This is a genomic window from Streptomyces sp. NPDC093260 (assembly GCF_040683715.1).
GTDB lineage: Bacteria > Actinomycetota > Actinomycetes > Streptomycetales > Streptomycetaceae > Streptomyces > Streptomyces sennicomposti.
Map to the genome: position 1 here is coordinate 32,752 of NZ_JBFBEK010000031.1, position 25,504 is coordinate 58,255.

General features: G+C 69.6%; 21 protein-coding genes and 6 pseudogenes. 12 read left to right on the forward strand and 15 right to left on the reverse strand.

Going from position 1 to position 25,504, the window contains the following annotated elements; translation table 11 throughout:
• Nucleotides 1-18: 18 nt before the first annotated feature.
• Nucleotides 19-753: an SDR family oxidoreductase gene (locus AB0N63_RS30020; protein ID WP_365533761.1), complete on the reverse strand. Its 735-nt coding sequence runs from the start codon at nt 751-753 to the stop codon at nt 19-21.
• A gap of 150 nt (nt 754-903) precedes the next feature.
• Between AB0N63_RS30020 and AB0N63_RS30025 the strand changes: the two genes are divergently transcribed.
• Nucleotides 904-1,494: a TetR/AcrR family transcriptional regulator gene (locus AB0N63_RS30025; RefSeq protein ID WP_365533763.1), complete on the forward strand. Its 591-nt coding sequence runs from the start codon at nt 904-906 to the stop codon at nt 1,492-1,494.
• Nucleotides 1,495-1,683: 189 nt separating this feature from the next.
• Here the strand turns inward: AB0N63_RS30025 and AB0N63_RS30030 are convergent.
• Nucleotides 1,684-2,586: pseudogene (locus tag AB0N63_RS30030) on the reverse strand (IS701 family transposase); the annotation flags it as partial.
• A 56-nt stretch (nt 2,587-2,642) separates the two neighbouring features.
• On the opposite strand from AB0N63_RS30030, the pseudogene AB0N63_RS30035 reads away from it, so the two are divergent.
• Nucleotides 2,643-2,984 (forward strand): annotated as a pseudogene (locus AB0N63_RS30035) (ISAzo13 family transposase); the annotation flags it as partial.
• A 13-nt stretch (nt 2,985-2,997) separates the two neighbouring features.
• Here AB0N63_RS30035 and AB0N63_RS30040 read toward each other — a convergent pair.
• On the reverse strand, nt 2,998-3,750 hold the full coding sequence (locus AB0N63_RS30040; RefSeq protein ID WP_365533766.1) for an SDR family oxidoreductase: 753 nt from the start codon (nt 3,748-3,750) through the stop codon (nt 2,998-3,000).
• Nucleotides 3,751-3,936: 186 nt separating this feature from the next.
• On the opposite strand from AB0N63_RS30040, the gene AB0N63_RS30045 reads away from it, so the two are divergent.
• Entirely contained in the window at nt 3,937-4,776 is an 840-nt protein-coding gene (locus AB0N63_RS30045) for a helix-turn-helix transcriptional regulator (protein ID WP_365533769.1), read from the forward strand.
• A gap of 275 nt (nt 4,777-5,051) precedes the next feature.
• The gene (locus AB0N63_RS30050; protein WP_365533772.1) at nt 5,052-6,272 is read left to right on the forward strand and encodes a peptidase inhibitor family I36 protein; all 1,221 of its coding nucleotides are present in this window, start codon (nt 5,052-5,054) and stop codon (nt 6,270-6,272) included.
• Between the two features lie 173 nt (nt 6,273-6,445).
• On the opposite strand, the gene AB0N63_RS30055 is transcribed toward AB0N63_RS30050, so the two are convergent.
• Nucleotides 6,446-6,859, reverse strand: a complete 414-nt coding sequence (locus tag AB0N63_RS30055; RefSeq protein ID WP_365533775.1) for a MerR family transcriptional regulator — start codon at nt 6,857-6,859, stop codon at nt 6,446-6,448.
• 427 nt (nt 6,860-7,286) lie between these two features.
• On the opposite strand from AB0N63_RS30055, the gene AB0N63_RS30060 reads away from it, so the two are divergent.
• From AB0N63_RS30060 to AB0N63_RS30070, 3 genes and pseudogenes are all read left to right on the forward strand, one after another.
• A complete protein-coding gene (locus AB0N63_RS30060; protein ID WP_365533880.1) occupies nt 7,287-8,777 on the forward strand; it encodes a SulP family inorganic anion transporter in 1,491 nt (496 codons plus the stop codon).
• 172 nt (nt 8,778-8,949) lie between these two features.
• A pseudogene (locus tag AB0N63_RS30065) lies at nt 8,950-9,039 on the forward strand (S24 family peptidase); the annotation flags it as partial.
• A gap of 507 nt (nt 9,040-9,546) precedes the next feature.
• Nucleotides 9,547-10,365, forward strand: a complete 819-nt coding sequence (locus AB0N63_RS30070; RefSeq protein WP_365533777.1) for an HNH endonuclease family protein — start codon at nt 9,547-9,549, stop codon at nt 10,363-10,365.
• Nucleotides 10,366-10,659: 294 nt separating this feature from the next.
• Here the strand turns inward: AB0N63_RS30070 and AB0N63_RS30075 are convergent, their stop codons facing one another.
• The 4 genes from AB0N63_RS30075 to AB0N63_RS30090 form a co-directional block, all read right to left on the reverse strand.
• Entirely contained in the window at nt 10,660-11,265 is a 606-nt protein-coding gene (locus tag AB0N63_RS30075) for a hypothetical protein (protein ID WP_365533779.1), read from the reverse strand.
• A gap of 14 nt (nt 11,266-11,279) precedes the next feature.
• Nucleotides 11,280-16,133: a ricin-type beta-trefoil lectin domain protein gene (locus tag AB0N63_RS30080; protein WP_365533781.1), complete on the reverse strand. Its 4,854-nt coding sequence runs from the start codon at nt 16,131-16,133 to the stop codon at nt 11,280-11,282.
• A gap of 395 nt (nt 16,134-16,528) precedes the next feature.
• Nucleotides 16,529-16,705: a hypothetical protein gene (locus AB0N63_RS30085; RefSeq protein ID WP_365533783.1), complete on the reverse strand. Its 177-nt coding sequence runs from the start codon at nt 16,703-16,705 to the stop codon at nt 16,529-16,531.
• A 170-nt stretch (nt 16,706-16,875) separates the two neighbouring features.
• Nucleotides 16,876-17,217, reverse strand: coding sequence for a hypothetical protein (locus tag AB0N63_RS30090; protein WP_365533785.1), 342 nt, complete (start codon nt 17,215-17,217; stop codon nt 16,876-16,878).
• A 389-nt stretch (nt 17,218-17,606) separates the two neighbouring features.
• Between AB0N63_RS30090 and AB0N63_RS30095 the strand changes: the two are divergent.
• Nucleotides 17,607-17,759, forward strand: a pseudogene (locus AB0N63_RS30095) (peptidase E); the annotation flags it as partial.
• A gap of 405 nt (nt 17,760-18,164) precedes the next feature.
• Here AB0N63_RS30095 and AB0N63_RS30100 read toward each other — a convergent pair.
• A complete protein-coding gene (locus tag AB0N63_RS30100; protein WP_365533788.1) occupies nt 18,165-19,379 on the reverse strand; it encodes an FG-GAP-like repeat-containing protein in 1,215 nt (404 codons plus the stop codon).
• A 49-nt stretch (nt 19,380-19,428) separates the two neighbouring features.
• Between AB0N63_RS30100 and AB0N63_RS30105 the strand changes: the two are divergent.
• A pseudogene (locus AB0N63_RS30105) lies at nt 19,429-19,653 on the forward strand (RNase A-like domain-containing protein); the annotation flags it as partial.
• A gap of 89 nt (nt 19,654-19,742) precedes the next feature.
• On the opposite strand, the gene AB0N63_RS30110 reads toward AB0N63_RS30105, so the two are convergent.
• The 3 genes from AB0N63_RS30110 to AB0N63_RS30120 form a co-directional block, all read right to left on the reverse strand.
• Nucleotides 19,743-20,042, reverse strand: a complete 300-nt coding sequence (locus tag AB0N63_RS30110) for a hypothetical protein (protein ID WP_365533886.1) — start codon at nt 20,040-20,042, stop codon at nt 19,743-19,745.
• 46 nt (nt 20,043-20,088) lie between these two features.
• Nucleotides 20,089-20,328, reverse strand: coding sequence for a hypothetical protein (locus AB0N63_RS30115; protein ID WP_365533790.1), 240 nt, complete (start codon nt 20,326-20,328; stop codon nt 20,089-20,091).
• 189 nt (nt 20,329-20,517) lie between these two features.
• Nucleotides 20,518-20,979, reverse strand: coding sequence for a hypothetical protein (locus AB0N63_RS30120; protein WP_365533792.1), 462 nt, complete (start codon nt 20,977-20,979; stop codon nt 20,518-20,520).
• A gap of 270 nt (nt 20,980-21,249) precedes the next feature.
• Between AB0N63_RS30120 and AB0N63_RS30125 the strand changes: the two genes are divergently transcribed.
• Nucleotides 21,250-21,456, forward strand: coding sequence for a hypothetical protein (locus tag AB0N63_RS30125; RefSeq protein WP_365533794.1), 207 nt, complete (start codon nt 21,250-21,252; stop codon nt 21,454-21,456).
• A 141-nt stretch (nt 21,457-21,597) separates the two neighbouring features.
• Here the strand turns inward: AB0N63_RS30125 and AB0N63_RS30130 are convergent, their stop codons facing one another.
• The gene (locus AB0N63_RS30130) at nt 21,598-22,536 is read right to left on the reverse strand and encodes an SDR family oxidoreductase (protein ID WP_365533797.1); all 939 of its coding nucleotides are present in this window, start codon (nt 22,534-22,536) and stop codon (nt 21,598-21,600) included.
• 285 nt (nt 22,537-22,821) lie between these two features.
• Between AB0N63_RS30130 and AB0N63_RS30135 the strand changes: the two genes are divergently transcribed.
• Both AB0N63_RS30135 and AB0N63_RS30140 read left to right on the forward strand, forming a co-directional pair.
• Nucleotides 22,822-23,664 carry a helix-turn-helix transcriptional regulator gene (locus tag AB0N63_RS30135; protein WP_365533799.1) on the forward strand — a complete coding sequence of 281 codons (843 nt, stop codon included), beginning with the start codon at nt 22,822-22,824 and terminating at the stop codon, nt 23,662-23,664.
• A 201-nt stretch (nt 23,665-23,865) separates the two neighbouring features.
• On the forward strand, nt 23,866-24,438 hold the full coding sequence (locus AB0N63_RS30140) for a hypothetical protein (protein ID WP_365533802.1): 573 nt from the start codon (nt 23,866-23,868) through the stop codon (nt 24,436-24,438).
• Between the two features lie 175 nt (nt 24,439-24,613).
• On the opposite strand, the pseudogene AB0N63_RS30145 reads toward AB0N63_RS30140, so the two are convergent.
• Both AB0N63_RS30145 and AB0N63_RS30150 read right to left on the reverse strand, forming a co-directional pair.
• A pseudogene (locus tag AB0N63_RS30145) lies at nt 24,614-24,952 on the reverse strand (IS701 family transposase); the annotation flags it as partial.
• 149 nt (nt 24,953-25,101) lie between these two features.
• Nucleotides 25,102-25,257: a hypothetical protein gene (locus AB0N63_RS30150; protein ID WP_365533804.1), complete on the reverse strand. Its 156-nt coding sequence runs from the start codon at nt 25,255-25,257 to the stop codon at nt 25,102-25,104.
• Nucleotides 25,258-25,504: the final 247 nt, after the last annotated feature.

Sequence of the window (25,504 nt, forward strand, 5' to 3'; positions counted from 1 at the left end):
ATATCACGCACCAACTCGTTAGCCCTGCGCCGTGGGGCGAACGACGATGTCCCCCACATCGACACCGTCGGGCTGTTCGATGGCGAAGGCGATGGCACGGGCAATGGCCTCCGGGTCCAGCCCGATCTCGCCCATGCTGTCGATGATCTGGTTCTTCACCTCCGGACCCATGGGATCGGCGAAGTCCGTCCGCGTGACTCCCGGGGAGACGACCGTGACGCGCAAACTGCCACCGGCCTCCTGCCGCAGCCCCTCGGAGATGGTACGCACGGCGTTCTTGGTCCCCGCGTACACCGCCTGGAGCGGCACGATGCGGAGCCCGGCAGTGGACACGGTGTTAACGAAATGTCCGAAGCCCTGCGTCCGGAAGACGGGCAGAGCCGCGGCGATCCCGTAGAGGACCCCCTTGAGATTGACGTCAATCATCTCTTCCCAGTCCTCGACCCGCAGGTCATCCATTGGGGACAGCAGACCGACCCCTGCGTTGCTGACCAAGACGTCGACCTTGCCATAGCGGTCGCGAGCCAGCTTCACCAGAGCGGTGAGATCCTCGCGGCGCTTCACATCCGTCGGCGCGTAAGCAACCTCGCCGCCCGCTTCCTGAATGCGAGCAGCCAGTGACTTCAGACGTGCCTGCCGGCGTGCCCCGAGCACCACCTTCGCCCCCCGCTCGGCCAGCAGCACGGCCGTCGCCTCGCCGATCCCGCTGCTGGCACCCGTGATCACTACGACTTTGCCTTCGATTCCCGACACAGCATCCTCCCGATGCTTCGAAAGTTGATTGGGGTCACCTGAAGGGGGCGCAACGCACGGCCTAGAGTTAAGTGGAGGCACCTCCCCTTACGGCCAAGGTAACTGGACGCGCCTCCACTTAGCAACCGACGATGAAGGAGCGAACCCTCGATGGCACGGGATACGGGACGTCCGCTGAGGGCCGACGCGCAGCGCAACCGGGAAAAGATCTTGGCCGCGGCGGTGCGTGTGTTCACGGCGGAGGGCCTTGACGTGCACTACGAGCGTGTTGCCAAGGAGGCTGGCGTAGGAATCGGCACGCTGTACCGCAACTTCCCGACCCGCGAATCCCTGATCGAGGCGGCCTACCGCAACGAAGTGGCACGACTTTGCGATGTGGCCCCCCATCTCCTCGCGACGATGCCGCCGCACGAGGCCCTACGTGCATGGATGGGCCACTTCATCGACTACGCCGCCGCCAAACTCGGCATGGCTGACGCCCTGCGGGCCGCCGTCGCTTCGGGCGCCGATCCGTACGGTCAGAGCCGCGAGATGATCCAGTCGACGCTCTCCACCCTGATGGAAGCCGGTGTAAGCGCAGGCACCCTGCGCTCCGACATCAGCCCCGACGACATGTTCGCCGCCCTGGCCGGTATCGCCCTCACCTCGGCGAAGCCCGACTCCCGCGACCAGGCTGAACGCCTCCTGGACCTCACTCTGGACGGGCTGAGAGCCGGGCCGCACAAACTTCATGACGACTGACGCTGGTCCCGGTTGGAGTGGTGCAGCCCAGATCCCGACGACCCCTGTCGCAACCGCCAGGCCCGCCCACAGACACCAGTAGGGCTTGATCAGGTTCGTACTGGTTTGGGATGTCGCGGTGGCAGGTGGGGCAGGCGCCGGCCCAGGTGGCGAGGAGTGTCTGGAGCTCGCGGATGACTTGGTAGCGGCTCAGGCCCGCGCCGAGTCTTTTGGGTGACGGGCCAGTCGTTGCAGGGTGCAAAAGGCGTGGGCGGCGGAGACGAGGGTGACGTGGTGGTGCCAGCCGGTCCAGGTGCGGCCCTCGAAGTGGGCCAGGCCCAGGACTTGTTTCATCTCGCGGTAGTCGTGTCCGATGCGCCAGCGGAGTTTGGCCAGCCGCACCAGGGTGGCCAACGGCATGCCGGAGGGCAGGTTCGACAGCCAGAACTGCACCGGTTCCGGCTCGGTGGCCGGCCACTGGGCCAGCAGCCACCGCTCGGGCAGCTCCGGACCGTCGACGGTCCTGCGGACGCCGCGTCCGGCCGGGCGGATGCGGAGAGCGACGAACCGCGAGTACATGCGCTTGACGCCACTTCGGCCCTTGCCCGGCCGGGATCCCTCCCGCCAGGACACAGGCCTGGCCGCCGCCCGGCCGGCCGCGATGACCAGGTCCTTCACGGTCTGCGCAGGCCCGGGGTACTGCATCTTCGGCGGCCGGCCGGTGCCCGCGTAGACAGGCTGGACGAGCCGGGCCTCGGCCGGATGCGCTGTGTGACGGCCGGAGATCCCAACCGCGTAAGGCAGGTCCCGCTCCTCCGTCCCGAGGCGGAAGGCGGCGGCATCGCCGTAGCCGACGTCCGCGACCACCAGCGGGATATCGACGCTCCACGAGAGCGTCTCGTCGATCATGTCCAGAGCCGGCTGCCACTTCTCCACATGTCCCACCTGGTCGGGGAAGCCGCAGCGGGTGCGGCGGGCGACCTTGACCGCATCGGCCTCCGGGGAGGCCGGGTCCCAGGAGGCCGGCGCGAACAGCCGCCAGCCGATCGAGGCCGAGGCACGGTCGGTGGCCAGGTGCACCGAGACGCCGACCTGGCAGTTGGTGACCTTGCCCGGGGCTTGTATTTCAATTAGTGCTTGTTCGGGCGGAGTTGGTGGGAGGGTGGACCATGACCGTGCGTCCGCCCATCTCCGCCTTACGGGCCAAGTTCGACCGGATCCTGCCGCATCTCGACGAGCGCCGCCGTCGGCTCCACCTGGCCAGCAAGGCGGCGGCCATCGGCCACGGCGGGATCACTCTGGTTGCTGCCGCCTCCGGGACCAGTTCCGCCACCGTCGCGCGTGGCGTCACCGAGCTGGCCGGGGACCCGGTGCCGATGCGGAGGGTCCGGGCTGCGGGAGCTGGCCGCAAGCCGCTGACCGTCACCGACCCTGACCTGCTGGCGGCTCTGGAGGCGCTGATCGAGCCGCACACCCGGGGTGATCCAGTCTCGCCGTTGCGATGGACCACGGTCCGTGAGGGTGTCAGACCTGGCCGTAACCGCCGTCGACCTGGTAGTCGGCGCCGTTGACGTGGGAGGCCGCGTCCGAGGCGACGAAGGCGATGACGGCGGCGACCTCTTCCGCGGTACCGGCCCGGGTCATCGGGGTCCCGGTGCCCATCGTGGCGATGAGCGCCTCGCGTTCCTCAGCGGTGGCGGCCAGCTGCGCGATGCCGGGCGTATCCGTCGGGCCCGGGCTCACCACGTTCACCCGGATCCCGCGTGGGGTCAGCTCAAGCGCCCAGGTACGGGCGAGAGCGCGGACCCCGGCTTTGGAAGCCGCGTACAGACTCCGCCCGCGCGACGCCTTGTGAGCGGCCATCGAGCCGGTGAGGACGATGACACCACCGTCCGCCAGCAGCGGCAGCGCCTTCTGGACGGTCACGATCGTGCCGGTGATGTTGACGTCGAGGACCGTCCTGATGACGTCCTCGGTGATGGTTCCCAGCGGTGCGGTCGCAATCGCCGCCGCGTTGACGACCAGCACGTCCAGCCGGCCGCTGCGCCGCTCCACCTGCGCGAAGAGCCGGTCGAGGTCGTCGGCCGAGCGCGAGTCGGCCCGCACCCCGATCACATCACCCGGTATGTTCGCGGCCGCCGCCGTCACGGCGTCCTGGTCCCGTCCCGTGATGTAGACAGTGCCGCCCCCTTCGGCGATCTTCCGCGCGGTGACGTGTCCGATACCGGCACTTCCACCCGTCACGACCGCGACCTTGTTGTTGAATGCGTTGCTCATGGAACTCGTCGTCCGTTCATCTGGGTAGCCGTCCTTGGGGAACGTCGTGCAAGACGTCCCGGAAAAGTCCTGAGGCACTCAGGCGGTACGAGCCTGCGCCTTGTGCTGACACCGGTGCCAGAAGCCTGCTGATACTGGTACTGGCAGCACTAGGCCGACGTCTTGCGGCTCTGGCAGAGTGGACCTGTGCCGACAACCATGAACCGGACCGAACTACGGGATTTCCTGCGCTCACGACGCGCGCGGGTCTCACCCGAGGACGTCGGCATACCCGCGACAGTCCGTCGGCGCACCCCCGGACTGCGCCGCGAGGAGGTCGCCCAGCTGGCCGGCGTCGGCATCACCTGGTACACGTGGCTGGAGCAGGGGCGGCCGATCAACGTCAGCTCCCAGGTGCTCGACGCGGTGGCCCGCACGCTGTTTCTGAGCACCGCCGAGCGTGACCATCTCTACCGTCTGGCCGAGGTCCCGCAGCCTCCGGCCGTCAGTGATCCGCCGGCCGAGCTCCCCGGCCACCTCGACAGCGTCCTGGGAGCCCAGGACCCGTTGCCCGCCATGCTGGTCGATGCCCGCAACGACGTGCTGCGCTGGAACCGCGCATACGCGGCCCTGCACCCCGCTCTGGTCAGTGCTCCGCCCGGCAAGCGCAACACCCTCTGGCAGCTCTTCGCGGCACCGGAGGGGCAACCCCGCATCGTCAACCGCGAGGAGCAGGCGCCCGAGGCCGTGGCAGGGGTCCGCTATCGCTACAGCCAGAACGCGGGCGACCCGCGATGGCAGGACTTCGTCGCCCGTCTGTGCACCGCCAGCCCGCTGTTCTCTCGGCTCTGGGCCACGCACGACGTCGCTCCACCCCACCTGTGCGACAAGCGCTACGACATCACGGGGATCGGCGAAGTGAGCCTGCGTGCCACCAGCATGGAACTGACCGACCACCCCGGTGTCCGCCTCGTCGTCCAGACTCCCACCGACCGACGCAGCCGCGAGAACATCGACCGTCTGCTTCGTCGGGCGACGCACCCGTGACGAATGGACCGAGGTCCGGGTATGGGCCAAGCTCCACCGCCTTGGTCCCAGACGAACTCGGCGCCCGCAGCGGACTGGACCAGTCGCGGTGCGCGATCGACTTCGTCAGCGTCCTGATGGCGGGTGGTCGGCGCGGATAGGCCGGGGTGCGCGCGGGTGCGCCGGAGCCCGTGCGGGGCCGGCGGGTGACGGGCCGTGCGCTGTGCGGCTCCACGGGAATGAACGCGTGCACGGTCACGACCGGTTGGAGGGGGCGAGCCCGTATCTGTCAGGACGTGATCCGACATGTGATGCGTGGCGGGGCCGTTGCGGCTCTGGCCTGCCTGCCCCTGTCCGCGCCCGCCACCGCCGACGCCACGTCCGGTGCGGCCCGAGGGGCGATCGACTGTCCCAGCGGGTACGTGTGTATCTACCCGGAGATCAACTTCGGCGGGCAGCCCTGGGTGCGGCGGGCCGTGGACGGCGGGGTGAAGGACCTGCCCTTTGCGATCCGCGACCGCGGCAGCTCGATTCGCAACAACTCCGACCGCACCGCCCGCGTCTACGAGAAACGCGACTACGCCGGCCGGTGGGTGTGCGTCACCCGCAGCGGCGGCTCCATCCACGGCCTGCGCGGCTACAACCTCTCCGGGCCGGCCGCGTCAGCTCGCCCTGGACATCGGCGGGCTCGCGCTGCCCGAGGCGAGGCCGCTACGGATGCCCCAAGCCAAGCCCGGGCGGCGAGCGGCCATCCCCTCGTGGTTACGGGCTCGGCTCCCCAAGCAGGTCCACGACGACCCCCGGATCTGCCCGACCCAGGTTCCCGGGCAACTGGGACTCTTCCCCACCCGGCCCGCCAGTCCGCCCGCACCCACGCTGCCCGCATCAGCGACCGCGACATCCCCGGCTTCGACACCGCCCTCAAACGCGAACGCCTCGTCTTCCGAGATCCGGCCCGCAGCGTCTCCCTCACCAGCAGCCGATCTGTACCAACCGCGCTGCCCTCCGACCGCATCGCCGGCCTCCTGGACCGCCTCGACGACCCGCGCGACCGCCTCATGGTCGCCCTCGTCGCCGTCTACGCCCTCCTCCCCGGACAGCTCGCCCACCTCCGGCGAACCGACCTCGACCGCAGCAAGGGCCAACTGCGCCTGCGCCGGGCGGGACGCATGGACCACGTCTTCCACCTCGACGCCTTCACCCTGCGCCTGGCCACAGCATGGGAGCTCCAGCGCCACCCGCGCTGGCCCGACAGCTCCAACCCCCACTTCTTCGTCACCCGCAACACCGCCGTCGACGACTCCGGCCCGCCCATCAGCGCTGGCGTGGTCCAGTTGCTCTTCCAGCGAATCGGCGTGCCAGCCCGCCGACTGCGCGTGGACCGCATCGTCGACGAAGCACGCCACAGCGCCGACCCCGTACGGTTGATGGAGCTCTTCGGCCTGTCCAACCTCTCCGCCACCCGCTATGTCCTTTCGGCACACCCGGAAAGGAAGACCGGCCCTATCGCCCCGTAAGACGTCGCTACGGCGTACACGGTCCCACCAGTCCCGACCGAGGGCGGGCGGAGTACGACTGAAGGCGATCCATCGGCATCGAGGCGAGGTCCAGGCGGCCTATGGGCTCCGGGGTGAACACCGAGCAGGAGCTGGTCCAGCGTGGCGCTGCCGCGAGCGCCTGGCCTGGGGTTCTAGGTGCGGGCGGAGGGTGCGGCCTGCTCCAAGCGGGCGCCCAGGGTGGCGGCGAAGTCCTCGGCGCGGGCCAGCTGCACGCGCAGCTTCTCCACCTGTTCGGTGGCGGCTTGCTGGTAGGTCCGTACGCGGTCCAGGAGGGCTTCGCGTTCGTCGGCGTCGAGGCCGGTGCCGGCGTCGAGGCGGTCGGTGGCTTCCAGCAGGTCGCGCATCTGGTCCAGGGTGAAGCCGAGGGGCTTCATGCGGCGGATGACCATGAGGCGGGCGACGTCGTTCTCGGTGTAGAGGCGGAAGCCGCCTTGGGAGCGGGCGGAGGGGATGACGAGGCCGGTCTCCTCGTAGTGCCGGATGGTGCGCAGGGACAGCTCCGTGCGCGCGGCGACCTCGCCGATCTGCATGTGCTTGCCGTCCACGCCCGTGATCCTCTGGCCCTTCTCGTCGTCAGCGGTCTCGGCCCTGGTGGGCGCCGCCGATCTCTACTCTAACGTTAGGGTAGAGTTGCTGTTGGTGAGGGTGGCGTGCCGCTGCCCCGCCGTTGCCGCGTCGGGGCCGATGGTGCCCCGGCGAAGATCCGATTCTCGCAGGAGAGAAGCGTGCGCGAGCCCATGACGCCTGGCGCCGCCGCCTGCCCGCCGTGAGGCTTCGCCCCCGGACGTGAGGTGAGCCCGCGCTCTTGCGTGGGCCAGACCCGTCCGTCCTCGACTTCCGGCTCCGTATTCACGGGGTCGTCCGCGGGGTGCCGGCCCGGCCCCTCCGCGTCCTCCCGCACGCCTCGGCCTGCCACAGGGGTGTGCCCGAGCACGACAGGTTCCGTCTCCCTTGTCTTCTGCTGCCACTGCTGTGTCCCCGGCCGCGCGACTGCGCGGCTTGAAGCCCGACTGGATCTCCGACCCGAAGGTCTGGCGCACCGAGGTCCTCGCGGGCCTGGTCGTCGCGCTCGCGCTGATTCCCGAGGCGATCTCGTTCTCGATCATCGCGGGCGTCGACCCGGCGATCGGCCTGTTCGCCTCGTTCACGATGGCCGTGGTCATCTCGATCGTCGGTGGCCGTCGGGCGATGATCTCCGCAGCCACCGGCGCCGTCGCCCTGGTCATGGCCCCGCTCAACCGGGACCACGGCTTCGGCTACCTGGTCGCCGCGGTCATCCTGGCCGGCGTTTTCCAGGTCGTCCTGGGCGCTCTCGGGGTGGCAAAGCTGATGCGGTTCATCCCCCGCTCGGTCATGGTCGGCTTCGTCAACTCCCTCGCCATCCTGATCTTCATGGCGCAGGTCCCCGAGATGACCGACGTGCCGTGGCCGGTGTACCCGCTGATCGCTGCCGGCCTGGCCCTGATGGTCTTCTTCCCGAAGATCACCACCGTGATCCCGGCGCCGCTCGTCTCGATCGTCATCCTCACCGTCATCACCATCGGCGCGGCCATCGCCGTGCCGACCGTTGGCGACAAGGGCGCCCTGCCGTCGTCCCTCCCCGTTCCGGGCCTGCCCGACGTGCCGTTCACCCTCGACACCCTGACGACGATCGCCCCGTACGCGTTCGCGATGGCGCTGGTCGGTCTGATGGAGTCGCTGATGACCGCGAAGCTCGTCGACGACATCACCGACACCCACTCCAACAAGACCCGCGAGTCGGTTGGCCAGGGCATCGCGAACATCGTCACCGGCTTCTTCGGCGGCATGGGCGGCTGCGCCATGATCGGCCAGACGATGATCAACGTGAAGGTCTCCGGCGCCCGGACCCGGCTCTCGACCTTCCTGGCGGGCGCGTTCCTGATGGTGCTGTGCATCGTCTTCGGCCCCGTCGTCTCCGACATCCCCATGGCCGCCCTGGTCGCCGTCATGATCATGGTGTCGTTCGCGACCTTCGACTGGCACTCCATCGCCCCCAAGACCCTCAAGCGGATGCCGGCCGGCGAGATCGCCGTCATGGTGATCACCGTCGCCTGCGTGGTCGCCACCCACAACCTCGCCATCGGCGTCGTCGTGGGTTCGATCACCGCCATGGTCGTCTTCGCCAAGCGCGTCGCCCACCTCGCCGAGGTCACCGCCGTGGTTGACCCCGACGGCAAGACGGTGGTCTACCGGGTCACGGGCGAGCTGTTCTTCGCCTCCTCCAACGACCTCGTCGGCCAGTTCGACTACGCCACCGACCCCGACAAGGTCGTCATCGACCTGTCCGCCGCCCACATCTGGGACGCCTCCTCGGTGGCTGCGCTGGACGCGATCGAGACGAAGTACGGCCAACGAGGCAAGACCGTCGAGATCACCGGTCTGAACGATCCGAGTGCCGATCTCCATGGCAAGCTCACCGGCGAACTCGCTGGCAGCCACTGACACGGCACGCGAACGGCGAGAGGACCCTAGCCAGGCCAGGGTCCTCTCGCCGTTCTGCAGTGCGGCTTCGCGAGCGAACCCACGCCAGGCTCAAGGTTGTAGACGTCGAACCGCCGCCGGTTCGCCGCAGGGACCCTTCAAGATTCGGGGAACTCATCGGTTTCAAGCGCGGGGCGACAGCATGTCCGGCGTCGCGATCTGCGACGGCGACGTCGTCACCATCCGCCGCCAGGACTCGGCCGACCACGGCGACATCGTCGCAGGAACCCTGGCGTTACGCCCTACGCCCCCCTCGTGCGCTGCGCCGTAACGACGGTGCAGCGCACGCAACTGTGACACCTGCTCCTCGAAGTCGACCACGTCGGTGGCGCCGGCCCATGGCACCGGCAGCGCGACCGTGGAGCCGTCGCGCAGTGTGGCCGCGACACGCAGGTTCGACTGCCGGACCCGGGGGTCGGCAGCAGCCACCCGCAGGTCCTCCAAACGGACGATCTCGTCCCATCTCAACTGCCGCCACCGCAGCACCGCGCGGAACCGCAGCCCATCCGGACCCGCCTCCACCCGCCGCCTGAGCATCCCGAATGCGAACCCAACGGCCCCCACACCGACGATTCCGGTGAAAACGCCCCACTTCGGCGCGTCCGGGACACCGAGGCCTGCTGCGACCCCCGCCGCGACCGCGACCAGCGCGGCCAGCGCGGTCCACCAGCGTGCGGGCTTCCGGCCCCACCGCAACGACAACTCGTCATGATCGACCATTCGTGTGATCATGCCAGACGGCAGAGTGGCCGACGGAGCCCTTCGGACTCAGCGACTCACAGCGTTCTCGCCTGCGCTCCGCCATGCGGCGGCCAGCGGAGATCGGGACGGCGACCAGCGCTTCCACGGCATCGAACAGCAGACAACACCTATCGGCGCGGGTGTTGCAGCCGTCGTGGTCGGCGTCACCGGGGACTCCTGGTACTCCGTCACCGGGGGCTCCTGGTACTCCCCCTACGACGACCGCTACATCGAAGGGCCCAGCGGCCTGGTCATCGACCACCTCGTCCCCCTCGCCGAAGCCTGGGACTCCGGCGCCAGCACCTGGACCCCCGTCGAGCGCGAGGCCTACGCCAACGACCTCGGAGACGAACGCGACCTCATCGCCGTCTCCGCCGCCTCCAACCGGTCCAAGGCCGACCAGGACCCCAGCACGTGGCTTCCCCCGGCCGCCGGCTACCACTGCACCTACGCCACCGACTGGATCGCCGAAACCCGCTGGAACCTGACCATTGGTACCCCCGAACAGACCGCCCTGGCCGAGGTCCTCGAACAGTGCCCGGACGCCCCGATCACCGTCACTCTCGCGCGTAGCCGGCCCGGCCGCAATCGACCGCCCGCTGGTCTACGAAAGGGTCCGCAGGCCACGGGGGCTGTGGCCCTGCCCGCTCTCGCATCACCGCACGGTGCCAGCAGCGACTTGGCGCCCTCACACCCACAACGGCTTGAAGTCGATGTCCACCACCGGCGTCGGCCAGGATCTTGGCGACGACGGCGCCCCAGGACCCGGCGGAGGACACCGCCGCACGGGCGGAAAGGTGCTGGGTAACCGCGGGGCTTTTACGTCCAGTGGCTGCCGGGTCCGGTCATCGTATCGGCCGCACCGGGCCCGGCCGCAGCGTTCACGGTGCGCCGCAGGGTCAGCAGGACCGCGCGGCGGCCCGGCAGCGCGGGCCCACCACCCGGTGGGCCTCGCGCAGCATGTCCTGCGAGACGGAGGGTCTCCTGGCCTCGGCCCGACGGCGCTCGCCCACGGGCCGTCCGCTGATCTGAAGCCCTGGAGCATGCCGCCGGGGGCGGCCGGAATCTGTCTCCGTCCGCCCCCGGTCGGGGTCTTGTGCCGTCAGGGTTGTTCGACCAGGTACTTGACGCTGTCGACGACGAACTCGCCGTACTGCATGGCCGAACCGATGGCCTCCATCCTCGCGTACTGCGCTGCGGACAGCGAGACATCGAGATGCGTGTAGGCCATGGCTCTGAGCAGCACCCGGAACGACAGATCCGGGCTGCAGCGGCGCGCGCACTCGGTGAGTGCGGAGCGTACCTCGGCCGGGAGGAGCCGTAGTGCCTCGATCTCGGTGACGACCGCGTCGAGGCAGGCGGCGCCTTCCTCGGCGTCCGCACCCGTGAGCGCGTGCACCTCGGCGTTGGCGGAGAGCCGGGCGTCGCACAGGTCGGCGACCGTGCGCGTCCACTCGGCTCCGCCCCCCACAAGGTGGAAGGCCGGCATGTACTGGGATCCGGCCTCCCACAGGACCTCCAGCGTCGAGGAGGGGAGGGCGGCGAGGAGCCGCGTGTCACGGAGTACGGCCAGAGCCTGCTCGTCTTGCGACTGGGCGAGGTACTTGGTGACGACGTCGGCAGCCGTGTCCCCGTCGTAGATCCAGTCCTGATGGAAGAGGCCCATGACGTTCGTCACCCCGAAGTCGAACGGCGTGAAGCGTGGCATCGAAAGTCACCTCTTTACTTCGGGTAGCACGTCTGGACGTAGAAACCGGCCTTGTGGCCCTTGGCGCGCACGAGCTTGATGTAGAACCCGTTGCCCGCCGCCGTCGCGGCCCTCCCGTCCGGATAGTAGACCGTGCCGAGCGAGTTCTTCGCCCCGAAGCGGCCGGTGAAGTCCAGTTGCGGTTCCCTGGTCTTCTGGAGCCAGTTCTTGATTCGGTTCGCGTTGTTGGCCAGCGCGTAGTCCACGACCTGCTGGGCGGTCTGCTGGTCGACGAACAAGCTGTTGGGCGTGGGCTTGCCGAGTTTCAGCGTCTTCGCCTTGGCCAGCTCTTCGGCACGCTGCGGGCTGACGATCCCGGCCGTGTGCTCGTCGAGCGTGTGGGCCTGCCCGGAGAACTTCTGCCCGTCGGCCACGAGGTCGTTGCAGTTGTGGGCCAGGACCGGACTGTCACCCGCCACGGCGTAGAAGGTGTGCAGACCGGAGACGGTCAGGTCGTACACCGTCCGCGGCGTCGTCTCATGCCGTTCAGCCACTGCTGCCACGGTGCGTGTGCCACTCGGGGTACGCAGAACGTCTCCCGGGCGCATGGCGGAGGCCAGGGTCCAGCCGCGGCCGGGCACGAAGAACCGGTGTCCGGGGGTGCTGGTGAGGCGGCCGCCGTCGGTCAACGTCACTTCCACCAGGTCGTGGGCGCCATGCCGGAAGGTACGGGTGACGGGCTCGCCCCGGGTGCGTCCGGTCGCCGGGTCGGTGGCCAGCAGCAGGTCGCCGGCGTGTACGTCACGCAGCGCCTTGCGGCCGCCGTCGGCCAGGACCACCTGGGTGGCGCCGGGGAAACTGTTGACCTTGCAGGCGGTCACCAGCTCCTCGTAGACCGACACCTCGCGCTCGATCGCGGCGACGGCCGCCGCGTCGATGCCGTCGATGGCCTTGAGCGCCCGGAAGGCGTCCCGGACGCCGACGCCGGTGACGAAGGCGGCGTCCACGGCGCGCAGCGCGTCCGCGATGGGCCGGATGGCCTTGCCCGCGAACATCGAGGCCACGTCCACGGCCGCCCATCCACAGCCGCCCCAGCTTCCGCTCTGCCCGCCGGGGGTGAGCTTCTGGGCGCACTTGATCCAGCTGCCGAAGAGGATGTCGATGGGGTCGATGTTGCTCTGGTACTCCTCCATCGTGATGGTGTGCGTGACCGTCTGGGACAGTTCCCTGGTCCTGATCTGGCCGATGTAGTCCGTGGCCTCGGCCGGGCAGGAGTACTTCTGCGGGTCCAGGTCCTGCGCGCCGCACAGGTACAGGTCGAGGACGGCCACGTACCGGATCTTCGAGGTGATCGTGCAGTCGCCCCGGTAGAACAGCTTGTCGATCCAGCCGTCGCAGCCGTCCGTCTTGCTGACGACCTGCGGGTCGCCGACCTTCTCGATGTGGTCGACGACGTAGAACACGTTGCCGATCGAGCCGCCCTCGCCGTCGGGGACGGTGCCGGCGCCGATCTGCTGGGCCTGCGCCGCCTTCTCGGCGCGGTCGGCCGCGGCCTGGGCCTCCTCGGCGTACGTGGCCGCGTCCTTGGCGGCCTGTTCGGCCTCGGTCGCGGCGGTGTCGGCGCGGTCGGCCGCCGCGCGGGCGTCCTTGGCGTCCTGCTCGGCCTGGGCGGCCGCGGAGCGGGCCGCCGCGGCGTCCAGTTCGGCGGCGTCGGCGGAGTCGCGGGCGTCCTTGGCGTAGCCCTCGGCCCGGCCGGCGGCCGTGTCGGCCGCCGCCGCGTCCGCGGCGGCCTGGTTGTCGTAGCCGATGGTGCGCGTCAGTGACGCCGCGGCCGCGGACGCGGCCTTGGCGGCGGCGGCCGCGTAGCCCAGGGCCTCCTTGGAGTAGGTACGGGCGTCGGCGGCGTACTGGGCGGCGCCCGCCGCGTGGGTGTAGGCCTCCTTGGCGTCGCCCTTGGCCTGGTCGGCGGTGCTCTTGGCGGCCTGGGCCTCGGCGGCGGCGTTCTTGGCGTGGGCGTCGGCGACCGCCTGCTGCTGCTCGGCGGTCGTCTTGGAGCCCTGTCCGGTCAGCACCACCAGAGCGGCGGCGGAGTCGGTGTCGACGTAGGGCGAGCCGAGCTGGACGGCGTCGTTGGCGGGGTCGGCGACCTGTTCGGCGGCCTTGCCCGCGTCGACGGCGGCCTGGGCGGTGACATGGGCGAAGCCGGCCGCCTTGGCGGCGGCTGCGACCGCGGTGACGGCCTCCTTGTTCGCCGCGTCGGCCTGGGCCTTGGCGTCCTTGGCGTGCGCCTGGGCCTCGTCGGCGAGCTTGACCGAGGCCTTGGCCTCCGCCGAGGCGTTCTTTGACGCCTGGATGGCGTCGGCGACGGCGCTGGTCGCGGTCTTCACGGCCGCGTCGGCCTTCAGCTTGTCCGCCTGCGCGGCGTCCGCGTCCGAGCGGGCCCGCTTCGCCGCGGCCTCCGCACGGGTCGCCGCCGCGTCGGCGTCGGCCGCCGCCTTGGTCGCCGCGTCCGCCTCCGAACGCGCCCTGGTGGCGGCGGCCTCGGCGTCGTCGGCCGCCTTGTCGGCGTCGTTCGCCGCGGCGCGCGCGGCGTCGGCCGCGTCACCGGAGTCCAGGGAGTCGGCGTAGGCCTGCTTGGCCGCGGCCTTCGCCCGCGCCGCCTGGGCCTTCTGCTCGGCGTCCAGGGCGTCGTCGCGCATGGCCGCTGCATGGTCCTTGGCCTTGACCGCGTCGTCACGTCTGTTCTCGGCGGTCTTCTCGGCCGCCTCGGCCTTGTCCTTGGCGTCCTTCGCCTTCGCTGCCTCCGACTCGGCGTTCTTGCGGTGGCCGGCTGCCTCGGCCCGTTTGGCGGCGGCGTTGTCCTTCTCCGCCTTGGCCGTCTTCTCCTCGGCCTCCGCGGCGAGCCGCTTGGCGTGCGCGTCGGCGGCGGCCGCCTTCGCGTCCGCCTCCGCCTGCACCGCGACGGCGAGCTCGGCCTCGGCGGTCTCCTTGTCCTTCTTGGCGTTGTCCCGGTGCACCTTGGCCGCGTCCGCGGCGGCCTTGGCCTGCAACTCGGCCGCCTCGGCGGCCTTCTTGCGGAACTCCGCCTTGGACTGCGCCGCCTGCGCCAGCGCCCGCTGCGCGATGGTCGCGCTGTCACCGGCCGAGGCACGGGTCGCGGCCTCCGCCGTCTCACCGGCCTTCTCCAGCGCCTGCAGCGCGGCGGCCGCGCCCCTGGTCACCTGGTCCTTCTGCAGACCGACCAGCAGACCACGCCCCCGCGGAGCGCCGCTCGCGTCCGCGATGCCGTACGCGGCCTGCAGCGCCGTGTCCGACGCCGTCACGGCCTTCTGTGCCGTTTCCTGCTGCGCCTTGAGGACGGCGAGCTGCTTCTTCGCCTCCGTCTGCGCGGCTGTGACAGCCGCCTTGGCCTTGTCCACATCGGCCTTCGCCGGCGCGCTGCCGGTGTGCGTCTTGGGCACGACCCGGAACTTCTGCGCGCTGGAGCCGTTGCACGCCGACGACACGGCGTCCTTGCTGTTGTCGAAGGTCGGCAGGTGCAGACACTTGCCGGAGGCCGCGTTCACCAGCGGACCGGCGCTGCGCACATCGAACTTCCACTGCTGGGCCCTGGTGCTGCCACAGTCACCGATCTGGGCCTTCGCGCCATCGGCGCTGCTGCCGTTCAACACTTCCAGGCACTTGCCCGAGTTGGGGTTACGCAGGGTGCGGCCACCGTCGTAGGTCGCCCACAGCTGCCACTTCTGGGCCGCGCCGCTGTTGCAGGTGTAGACCTGAACCGGAGTGCCGTTGGTCTTCCCGGCGCCCTGGACGTCGAGGCACTTGCCGGCCGCGCCCGGCACCTGGATCTCCAGCTGGCCGTCGCCGATCCAGTTGAACCCGCCCTCGGTGTAGTAGTCCAACCAGCGGGTGGAATAGTCCGCGATCCACGACTGCCCCAGCAGCTTGCCCAGCGCGAACGCGCCGTCCTGCAGCGCCTTGTCGGCACTGCCGGCGGCAGCGAGGATCTGGTTGCGCTGGGTGGCCTGGGCGGCGATCTCCTGCTGCCACTCGGTAGACGCCTGGGCGACCTCCTTGCCCAGCACCCGGTTGGGGTCGACCGGATCATGCCAGGCACACGAGGCGAACCGGGTCTTGAGGTCCTCCACCGCGATGCGGAACTCCGGGCTGTCCGGCGCCGGTGCGGTCCGGGGAAAACCACCGGAGGCGAGGAAGACGCGAGCGTCGTCAGCGAACACCCTCGGTACGAAGATCTCGTTCGGGACGATGTCCCCGGAGTTCTTCTTCCAGAGCTTCCAGGCCTCCTGCTCCTGGCTCGTCCCGCCGCCGGTGTACAGCGGGTCACCGATCGCGAGGGCGGCCTTCTTGGTCTTGTCGTCCGCCTGCGGTGACGGGTCGTAGAACGGCGAGAGCAGGTCGACCGACTTGAAGTACGACTGGTAGAGCCAGGGAAGCAGCCCCGTCTTGTCGAACGGGTTCTCCTTCTGGGCTGCTCCGGGGTAGCTGTCCAGGCCGCTGACGGCGTTGTTCCACGACTGACGGGTGTCCTCGGTCTTCTTCACCCAGACGTCGGAGTCGTCGTTGTCCTTCTGCCATGCCTGGGCGAACGCGCCGGTGCCGTAAGTCCGGTCCGCCTTCTGGTGCAGCTGGTCCGGCGGCAGCGACAGGGCGGCACTGGCCAGGCCGTACATGTTCGGCCCGCCCTTGCGCAGGCCGTCGGCCATCAGGCACTGGTCGGACCGCAGTTGCTCGGCGGCCTTGACGTCGAACCCGTCGTAGGAGTCCACGGCCGGGCCGGCTGCCGGACCCTGGCCGACGGCCGAGGCCGGCTGCACGGCCACGGTGGCGAGAAGCGCCAGGGCGGCGAGCGGGACGACTGAAGTCGCCAAGCCGACCGGCCGTCTCCTGCGTCCACGCTGCTGATGTACAGGTCTACGCGACACGCGTATCCCTCTCTTTAGGGGGTGGCTACTGCCGGCGCACTCCAAAGAGGGACACGTGAGGCCGCACATGGGGCCTCACATGGTGGTGGCGCTCCCCCCGGTGGCACGCCGAGCACTCCCGGACGAGTGGACTGGTCAGGTCCGTCCAGGAGCGGACGTCACCATAGACATGCGGGTGATTCTCAGGGCAAGAACGTTTTGGCCGGGGGGAAGTTACGGTCGGTAGCACCCACGCCGATGAGGGGACCGGGTAAATCCTGTGTGCGGCCTGTGAAAGCCGCCGCATCAGCCCCTCGTCGCACTCACGCCCTCACCACCCTCCGTAGGCTGTGAGATCAACATCACAGATACGTCGAGGGTATGTTCCCGCACGCCTGGGGTCCGTCCTGGTCGGCGTCGGTGTCCGTCTCCCGGTCTTCGTCGGATTCGGGCCAGCGCCCGAAGGGGCCGATCGGCTGCTCAGGAGTGGCGCCGAGCACGCCCGGTCCCTTCGTGCGATGCGGCGACATCGGGATCATGCGTCCTCCCCCTCGCGTCGGGCCTGCGCCAGTAGCGCCGCCACGACGCCGTCTGGGACTCTGTCGATGCCGCTCAGCGCAGGTTGGCGTTCACCGCGCTGAGAACCCGTAAGTGGTCAAGCCGTGGCGGCCTGTGATGTACCAACATTGACGTGCGGACGCTGCCAGGATCAAAGCCCCGGGCCGGTGTAACCGGGATCAGGGTGCTGGCGGGGCGTGTACCACTCGGTGAGCCCCCACACCCCGAGAGCGAGTGTCGCCAGGGTTGTGAGCCCTGCGATCCAGGGTCGACCCGTCGACCGCGTGGCCAGCGTCCAGGTGAAAAGCGGAAGCGCCGTGCCACCGAGCAGAATGAGCGGCAGATCGAGGAAGAGCACGCTCAGATCGCGGGCGTGTCCCTCGAACCCGCCATCAATGCTGAAGGCAGCCCGTGGTGCCCACACCAGCAGTCCGGCTATTGCACCGAGAGCAGCAAGGAGGCACGCGGTGGCGCCCTCGGTCTTCTGGTCCATGTGGCCTACCGCCTGAGTCGTTTTGCAGGCGCTGGTCGCCGTGCACTCCTGGTGCAGCAATCTAGGGGATTGCGGGTCCGCCGGATCGCACCCGCCGCATCAATCGCCTACGCGGCCAGCTCACCAGCTTCTTCCCGGCGCTGGAGCGTGTGCTGGACGGGCTGGATTCGGCCGAGCTCGCGGCTCAGCTCGGACTCCCCCGGTGTGTGCTTCCCAGGGCCACCGCCTGCTCACGTTACCCGGCCTGGGCCAGCCCGGTCTGCTCCGAGCCGGTCGCTGGCCGACATCCCGACCGAGTCCGCCGGGTGCCACCAGCAGGCAGGGGAGCCGGTGGTGAGACGGCCGGTTCCGCAGCGGCGGAAAAGCCGGGTACGCCGTTGTTTTACGGCTCTGGCTGGGCGATCGAGGACGGGGTGGGAGCCCTCTTCACGGACGGACGCCTCACGCAAGCCGTCACCCGGACTCCGAACGCCCGCCTGTACTGGGTCCAGGCCGAGGAAGATCACAGGACCAGCGAGCGAGCGCTGCCATGCCGGCTGTAGGCAGGTCCTGCGCCACACCCCGCAGCGCTTCCTCACCGTCGTCGCCCTGGACCGACTCGAAGCCCTCGTCCGCAACCGGCTCAAGCGCCTTCAGTGTCGTTGGCGAGCCAGCAGATCGGCGCTGCCCGACTGGATGCGCTGCCGCTGAACCGGCGTGGGGCGCCTTGTGATGGGTGTCCGACGGTCCCGTTCCCGTGCCGTGGCCGGGTCGAACCCGCCCAGGTCACCGAATCCGCCGACGCGACAAGCGGGGCGCCAGCCTGCCCACCACCAGCTCCGGAAAGCGGGGCCCACCGACTCCGTCGGCGGACCCTCACGAATGCCCGAGGCTGGACAGGCTGGCTGCCCTTGCCGACGGGACGCCTCGGTGTAGCTGGGGATGGTGCGCTTGTCTTTGGACGACGGTCAGCAGAAGCCGTTGAGACCCTCCCACTCGTCGTCGGTAGGCTCGCCCCCTGCCAGGAGGCCGTTGGCCTGGCCGCGGTAGGTGAACAGCCAGCCGGCGTAGCCTTCGATCGTGTTCTTCGTGTTGGTCACGGCGGCGAGATCGGGGCGCCCGTCGCCTGAGACGTCGCCGACGGCGATGAGGTTCGCCATGCCGTTCCAGCCGCCCTTGCCGACCAGAACGCGTCCGCTGAGGGCAGCGGTACGACCGGGATAGAGCCAGAGTTTGCCCGTGGACCCCTCGCGGGCGTAGAGGTCGGGGTGGCCGTCGCCGTTCACGTCGCCCGCCCCAGCCAGTGCATTCATGGCGTTCCAGCCACCGGTGCCGATGAGTTTGCGTGAGCCCAGCGTGCCGGTGGAGGTGCCCGGGTACAGGTACAGCTTCCCAGTGGCCTTCTCGACCGCGATCAGATCCCCGCGGCCGTCGCCGGTGGAATCGCCGAGGGCGGTGATGTTGCTCATGCCGTTCCAGCCGCCGGTACCGATCAGCTTGCGGCTTCCCAAAGAGCCGGTGCCGGTGCCGGGGTAGAGCCACAGCTTGCCGGTGGACGCCTCGCGTGCGATGAGGTCCTCGCGGCCGTCACGACTGAAGTCGCCGTGGCGGGTGAGGGCGTTCATCCCATTCCAACCGCCAGTGCCGATCAGCCGGCCGGTCGCGTCGCCCGGTGCGAACCACAGCCGTCCCGCTTTGTCGCGGGCGATCACGTCGGCCCGGCGGTCACCGTTCATGTCGCCGAAGCCCAAGGCCTTGGGCGAGGTCTTGGCAACCCACCTCGGATAGGCGTTCTGGCCGCACTCACGCTCGGTGCGGATGAACTTGATCGAGCTGATCGTCCCGCTCAGGTTCTCGTAGTACACGTCTTCAGGGCCAGCGGGCTGCTCGGCCCAGTAGCCGCCTGACGTGCCGTAGTTCTTCGTGTCGTAGAGACAGACGATCGAGTTCGAACGGTTCATGAGCGCGTGGATCGAGTTGTCCCAGCCGCCCAGGTCTGCGACGCTCGTCTTCGTCTTCCACATCGGTCCGGTAGCGGTCTTGTTCGACCAGCCGCAAAAATAGCCCACTGGGCAGTCGTATGCGTCGGCGGCCGCCGGCGCGGCACTTACAGTCGTCAGGCCGGCGCCCGCGAGCACAAGCCCTGCGACTGCCGCCACACCCCGGGCGAAGCGGTTCCCCATCGGATGTATTCCCCTCCCCTTTGATCTTCGTCCGCACCATACCGCCCCCATGGCGAACCGGTATCAGTCACACGAGACGACAGCCACACCCCCGGCTGGGAGGGCCGTGGAACTGGCCAAGGCGAAGACGCTGAAACTCGGCAAGCCCACGCACAGCAGCCTGTTCATCGACCAGCAGACCGCCCAGCAGGTCGTGGACTACGCGCTGGCCAACAACGCGAACCGGATCAAGAACTGGCTCCAGAGGTCCACCAGGTCGGATCTGCAGTTCGAGGGCACCTTCGGAGCGAGAGAACTTGCTCGGCAGGCCTACTCCGTCGGGATTCGCCCCGAACCCAGCGCAACAGGTGCTGGTCGCCGGGGTCAAAGGGGGTGTCGGCCAAGCGGTGCGCTGCGCGGACGGCGGTCGCCTCCAGCAGCCAAGCCTCTTCCGGGCGGGTGCTGGTTGCGGCCGCTGCCAGCCTCAACAGCGGCGCCGTGGCGCGGCAGGGGCAGCAGGCCGGTGAGGAAGTCGTCCTCGAAGGGCTCGGCACGGGCGATGGACGTGGTCACCGCGTCGCTGAGCACGCGGTCCTGGTGGTTGCGGTAGGCGCGCGGGTGCTGTCGTGGTTGCCGCGGGGGGACGGCGCGGGCCCGCTCCAGCAGGGCGCTCGGTGCCCTCACCCGCGGGGGCAGGTCGTCCGCAGGTCTCCCCGCCAGCGCGGTGAGCTCATGGGCTGACCGGTTCGCGGGAGGGCCAGAAGGGGTCGGTCACGTTGGGACGGGGCACGTCCTTGCCGTAGTAGCTGTGTCCGCGTGCCTGCGTCCCCGGTGCCTTGACCTGGGACGTGCGGACACAGGCGGTCTGCACGTCGAGGAAGAACTGTCCTTGCCCGCCGACGACGAGGCCCGTACGCAGCAGACCGTCCTCGGTCTCGGCGTACACCTCGGGGAAGTCCTTGTCGGACACGACCTTGCTGATTTTCAGGCCTGTCTTCTTCCAGTACCGCTCGATGACCCCGACGGAACCTTCACGCCCGGGAGCGCGGCTCCGTCCTCGGGAACGAACCGGTCGCAGCGCTTACAGTAGCCAACAGCGTCCCTCTCAGGGTGCGGGCCGGGCGTGGGCTCGCCGGCCGATCCTGACCGCGATCGACGATCAGGCGAGGCCTCCGTAGGTCACGGTCCTTCCTGGAGCCAGTTCTCGGGCGACGCGTTCGGTCAGGGCCCGTCCGCGCCGGTCCAGTTCTTCCCGCCGTGCGTCGTCGGCTTCGTCGTCTCGGTCCTTCAGCCAGAGCTCCATGCCGGCGTCGAAGTCAGCCGCCCATGCGTACAGATCAGCCACCAGTTCGCCCGACAGGCCGAGAGCGGCGGCGGGATCGTCCGCGGCGAAGTCCCCGAAGCCTTCCGCGCGGAGCGGGGGCCACTTGTACTCACCCACAACCGTGATGCTGAGGGGATGATGCGGAGGGGTGCCGTGGGCGTCGAGAGCCCAGTGGAGACGGTCGCAACCCCAGCACACGAACTTCGCCGCACCGTGGCCCTCGTCCCAGTAGCGCACGACCCAGAGCGGGCCGAGGTGTCTCGCCAGCGATCGGGCCGCTTCGAGGCCCTGCTTCACGTACCGACGGGAATCCGGCCCGGAGGTGAACCCCACAGGTGGCCGGGCCTGGGACCACGAGGCCAGTCGGTCCGCCAACCATTCGGGAAGCCCCAACTCGAAGTTGCCCTAGGGGACGTTGCGCGTGAACCGGGCGTGATCCTCGTGGCCCGGATCCTCTGCCGTGTACAGCGGAGAGGTCCCACCCCGTGCACGGACAAGCAAGTCGCGCGGTCCACTGTCGAGGTTCATGCGGGTCGCTCCTACGATGTATCCGTCGCCCCCACAATGATGGCTCGCCAAGTTCGAAGGCTACGAGGCGGACGTGCCCGTCACCCTGACGAGCAGGCCGTCGAGGCCGGGGCGATCCTCGGCACCACCGCCATCTGCGCCAGCCACTACGAACTGTTCGACGACCCGCCCACCTACGTCGAGCAGCGCGACATCGCCGGGCGGTTCGTCCGCGCCGCCGCGAGGCGCGGCCTTACTGCCGGGTGACGGCGAAGGCGGTCCCCCTGGTGACCCGTCGGGGCGGGAAGGCCGCCTGACCCAAGCCGCCGTCGGCCTTCGGGTCGTCATACCGCGGTGGTGGCCGGGGGGAGGTTTCGGTGGGGGGCTCGGTGAGGGTCGCCGCCGCGCTCAGGCGCAGCGGACTCCGGTCAGTTCCTCGGAGCGGGCCCAGATGCGGTGGGCCTCGTCCTGGTTGCGCAGGCGGCTGTAGAGTTTCTGCCGCACGGGCGGGCCTCCGAGGTGGCCAGGCCCACCGGGACCGTAGAGCGCTCCGCCCTCGGCCTCGGGCGAGGTGGCGGCGTACAGGGCGGGGAGCTGTGCGGTGCGGACCGTGCCGAGGAGGATGCCGCGGGCGGAGAGGGCGCGGATGACGCGTACGCCCACGGTGTCCTTGGCGCGGCCCAGCTCGGGGCGGGCGGCGAGGAGGCTGGTGGGGGCGACGCCCGGGTGGGACAGGTTGCTGGTGATGCCCCAGCCGCCGGCCGCGCTGCGACGGTCGAGTTCCAGGCCGAACAGTCCGGCCGCGATCTTCGACTGGCTGTAGGCGCGGCCGCCGCTGTACGAGCGTTCCCAGCCGAGGTCCGCCCAGTTGATCGCGTTCTGGTTGGCCGCGATGCTGATCTGCGTCGTCACACGGGCTCGGCCGGCCCGGAGCAGCGGCAGCAGACGGGCGACGAGAGCGAAGTGGCCGAGGTGGTTGGTGCCGAACTGCAGCTCGAATCCGTCCGCGGTCGTCTGCCGCTCGGGCGGTGTCATGACGCCGGCGTTGTTGACGAGCAGATGGATCGGGCGGTCCTCGGCCAGCAGGGTCTCGCCCAGTGCCGTGACGGACGTGAGCGAGGAGAGGTCCAGCGTGCGCAGCGCCACGTCCGCGTCGGGGACTGCGGTACGGATCGCGGCCAGTGCCGCCTCGCCCTTGCGAGAATTGCGGACCGGCAGAAGCACTTCGGCGCCGGCGGCCGCGAGGCGAGTGGCGAGGGCGAGTCCGATGCCGTCGCTCGCGCCGGTGACGACGGCGCGCCTGCCGGACAGATCGGGGACGGTGATGTCGATGTCGGTACGTGGCATGAGTGGGCTCCCTCGTGATGTGCGGTGAGACCACCGTGACCCGATCCGCCGGCTGGGTGCAGGGCCTGCCGAGCCACTGATCGCGGGGCCGTGGATAGGTCGGACTTCCTCGGGCACGGCGGGCTTTCCTCGCGTATCGCCGCGCCAAGGATGGCGCCAGGCCGCCGACCGGGTGCGTCGCGGCGGGAGCGCCGACCCGAGAGGGGGATCGACGATCCGTGGCTGCGCCGCCGTGACCGCCTGTGGGAGGCGGTAGAAAGGAAAGCGTCACGGAGGAGGGGAAACATGGCGATCGACCGGGCCGGACTGGCCGCGTTCCTGCGGCATCGGCGGGAGTCGCTGCAGCCCGAGGACGTCGGCCTCCCCCGCGGGCAGCGCCGCAGGACGAGCGGTCTGCGGCGCGAGGAGGTCGCGGCGCTCTGCCACATGTCGACCGACTACTACGCACGGCTGGAGCGCGAGCGCGGCCCCCAGCCCTCCCCGCAGATGGCCGCCTCGATCGCGCAGGGGCTGCATCTGTCCCTGGAGGAGCGCGACCATCTGTTCCGTCTCGTCGGGATCGGTCCGCCCGTGCGCGGCTCGGCCGGTGACCACGTCGGCCCCGGCTTGCTCCGCATCCTCGACCGCCTCGCCGACACCCCCGCCGAGATCGTCGGCGAACTCGGCCAGACCCTGCGCCAGAGCCCGCTCGGTGTGGCCCTGACCGGCGACACCACGCGCTTCACCGGCCCCGAGCGCAGCATCGGCTACCGCTGGTTCACCCGGCCGGAGACCCGTGCCCTGTACGCGCCGGAGGACCACGACCACCTCTCCCGCATGTTCACGTCCGGGCTCCGGGAGATCGCCACACTGAGGGGTCCGGGTTCGCGGGCGGCTCACTACGCCGACCTCCTCCTGGAGCGCAGCGAGGAGTTCCGCACGCTGTGGGACACCCACGAGGTGGGTGTCGGCCCCCAGCCGGTCAAGCGGTTCCTCCATCCCGAGGTGGGGCTCCTGGAACTGAACTGCCATTCCCTCCTGGACACCGACCAGTCGCACCGGCTGCTCGTCTACACCGCCGCTCCCGGCTCCGAGAGTTACGAGAAACTGCGTCTGCTGTCCGTCATCGGTACCCAGACGGTCGGCTGAGCCCGGGCACGGGGGCGGCTGCTCGGTAGGCACAATCTCCACAACGCGATCCAGAAGTGGCCGTCGAGCCGTACGGAATCCGAACACCCCTCCCTCATTCGGAGTCATTCCAGGGCGGGCTCTTTCGGCAGCCGACCGTATGGGCAGGGACGTCGACGACAGATACCACTGGCAGATGCCGCTCGACGAAAGGGATTCTCCATGCGCAAGATCGCTCTCCTGCTCGGTTTGGCACTCTCCGCAAGCGTGGCTGCGGCCGCCCCGGCCGCAGCCAACGGCCCCGGCCACCCCCCGAGCAACCAGGCGGTGGTCATCAGCAACGCCTCGACCGGCTTCTACCTGCAGACCGACACTCAGAATGAGAACCGGCCGCAGTACGTCCAGGTGTGGTACCCCTGGCCGCTGGCCAATGAGGGCTCGGGGTCGGTCTGGCGACTCAAGCAGAAGTACGGCGACCACTACGTCATCGAGACCGAACCGATCAAGAACCCGACCCCGGCCTGCCTGACGGTGCCGGACAATGCGAAGGACAACGGCCCGCTGACCGTGACCAACTGCAACGGCGGTCCGGCACAGGACTGGATCGTCCGCGAGGACGGCACCTCCGAGACCTACACCATCACCCCGGCCGGAGCGAACTTCCGGCAGTGGGCAATCACTTCGCAGTCGCAGAACTACCCCCACCCCGATGTGTACGTGACCCTCAAGCACTTCACCGGAACCAACGCGCCCACCAACATGCGCTGGAAGATCGACCCGAGGTCGGCCGCCTGACCTCCCGGTGAAGGAAGGCCGACAGGCGCAGCGGTCCCGCGCGGCTGCTGCCGACCTGCGCCCCTGGGAGAAGCCGACAGAGCCGGATCTGTTGACCCCTCTTGCCATCGGGTGAACGGCAGATGCGGCAGCGCCCCGGACCGCAACGGATCCGGGGCGCTGCCGCATCTGCTGCTCAGGCCCAGGAGCCGCCGGATCTCTGCCACGGTGAGTGGGATGATCCTGCTGATGGGGTCGTTTCTGCAGCCCCCTTTGCGGCCTCGTCTGCAGCCAGGCCGGCGAGCAACGCGTGGGCAAGCATGGACAGTGTGATGTGCCGATACCAGCCTGTGTAGCGGCGGACTTCGTACTCGTCCAGCCCGCATTCGTTCTTCGCGGCCTGGAAGCATTCCTCGATCGCCCAGCGCGTCCCCGCCACCCGGGCGAGGTCGGCAACCGTGCAGGTCACGGGTGCGTAGGCGAAGTAGTAGGCGATCTCCCCCGGTCGTGTGAGGCTGCGGCGGGCCAGGACCCAGCGGTGGTGGGCGGGCTCGTCGCCGTCGAAGAAGCCGATCGCCGGCAGGGCGCCGGCACGCGCCGGACTACTTCGTGCGGCTCGCCGACGGCCGCGGCAGTGTCGTGGACGTACGGGCCGATGACCAGGTCGATGACGCTACGGCCGAGTCACGGCGGGGCGATGGCGGGCCCGTTGTCCACGGCGGCCGCCCCGGGCGCGGTGGCGATGGTGGCGATGGTGGCGGTGGACTGCGGCCTGACACACCACCCGGCCCACATGGCTCCCGCGGTGACGCCGGAGAGGATCCTGCGGGTGATCGGCATACGAGGTCCCATCGTAGGTTCCCGCCCGATCTTCGGAACAGAATCCGACGCAACTCAACAGTTGGCGCCATAACAGTTCCGTACCTGCACACTCTCTCAAGGAAGCTGACAGAAACTCATCGGTCCGCCTCCCTCGCCCTTGCCGCACCACTCATCCTTTGTGGGTATATGAGCAGGACGAGTCGGTTTCTTCCAGCGGCGATGATATTCGTCCTGCCTATTGCTCCAGCGGTCTTACGCTCCTACT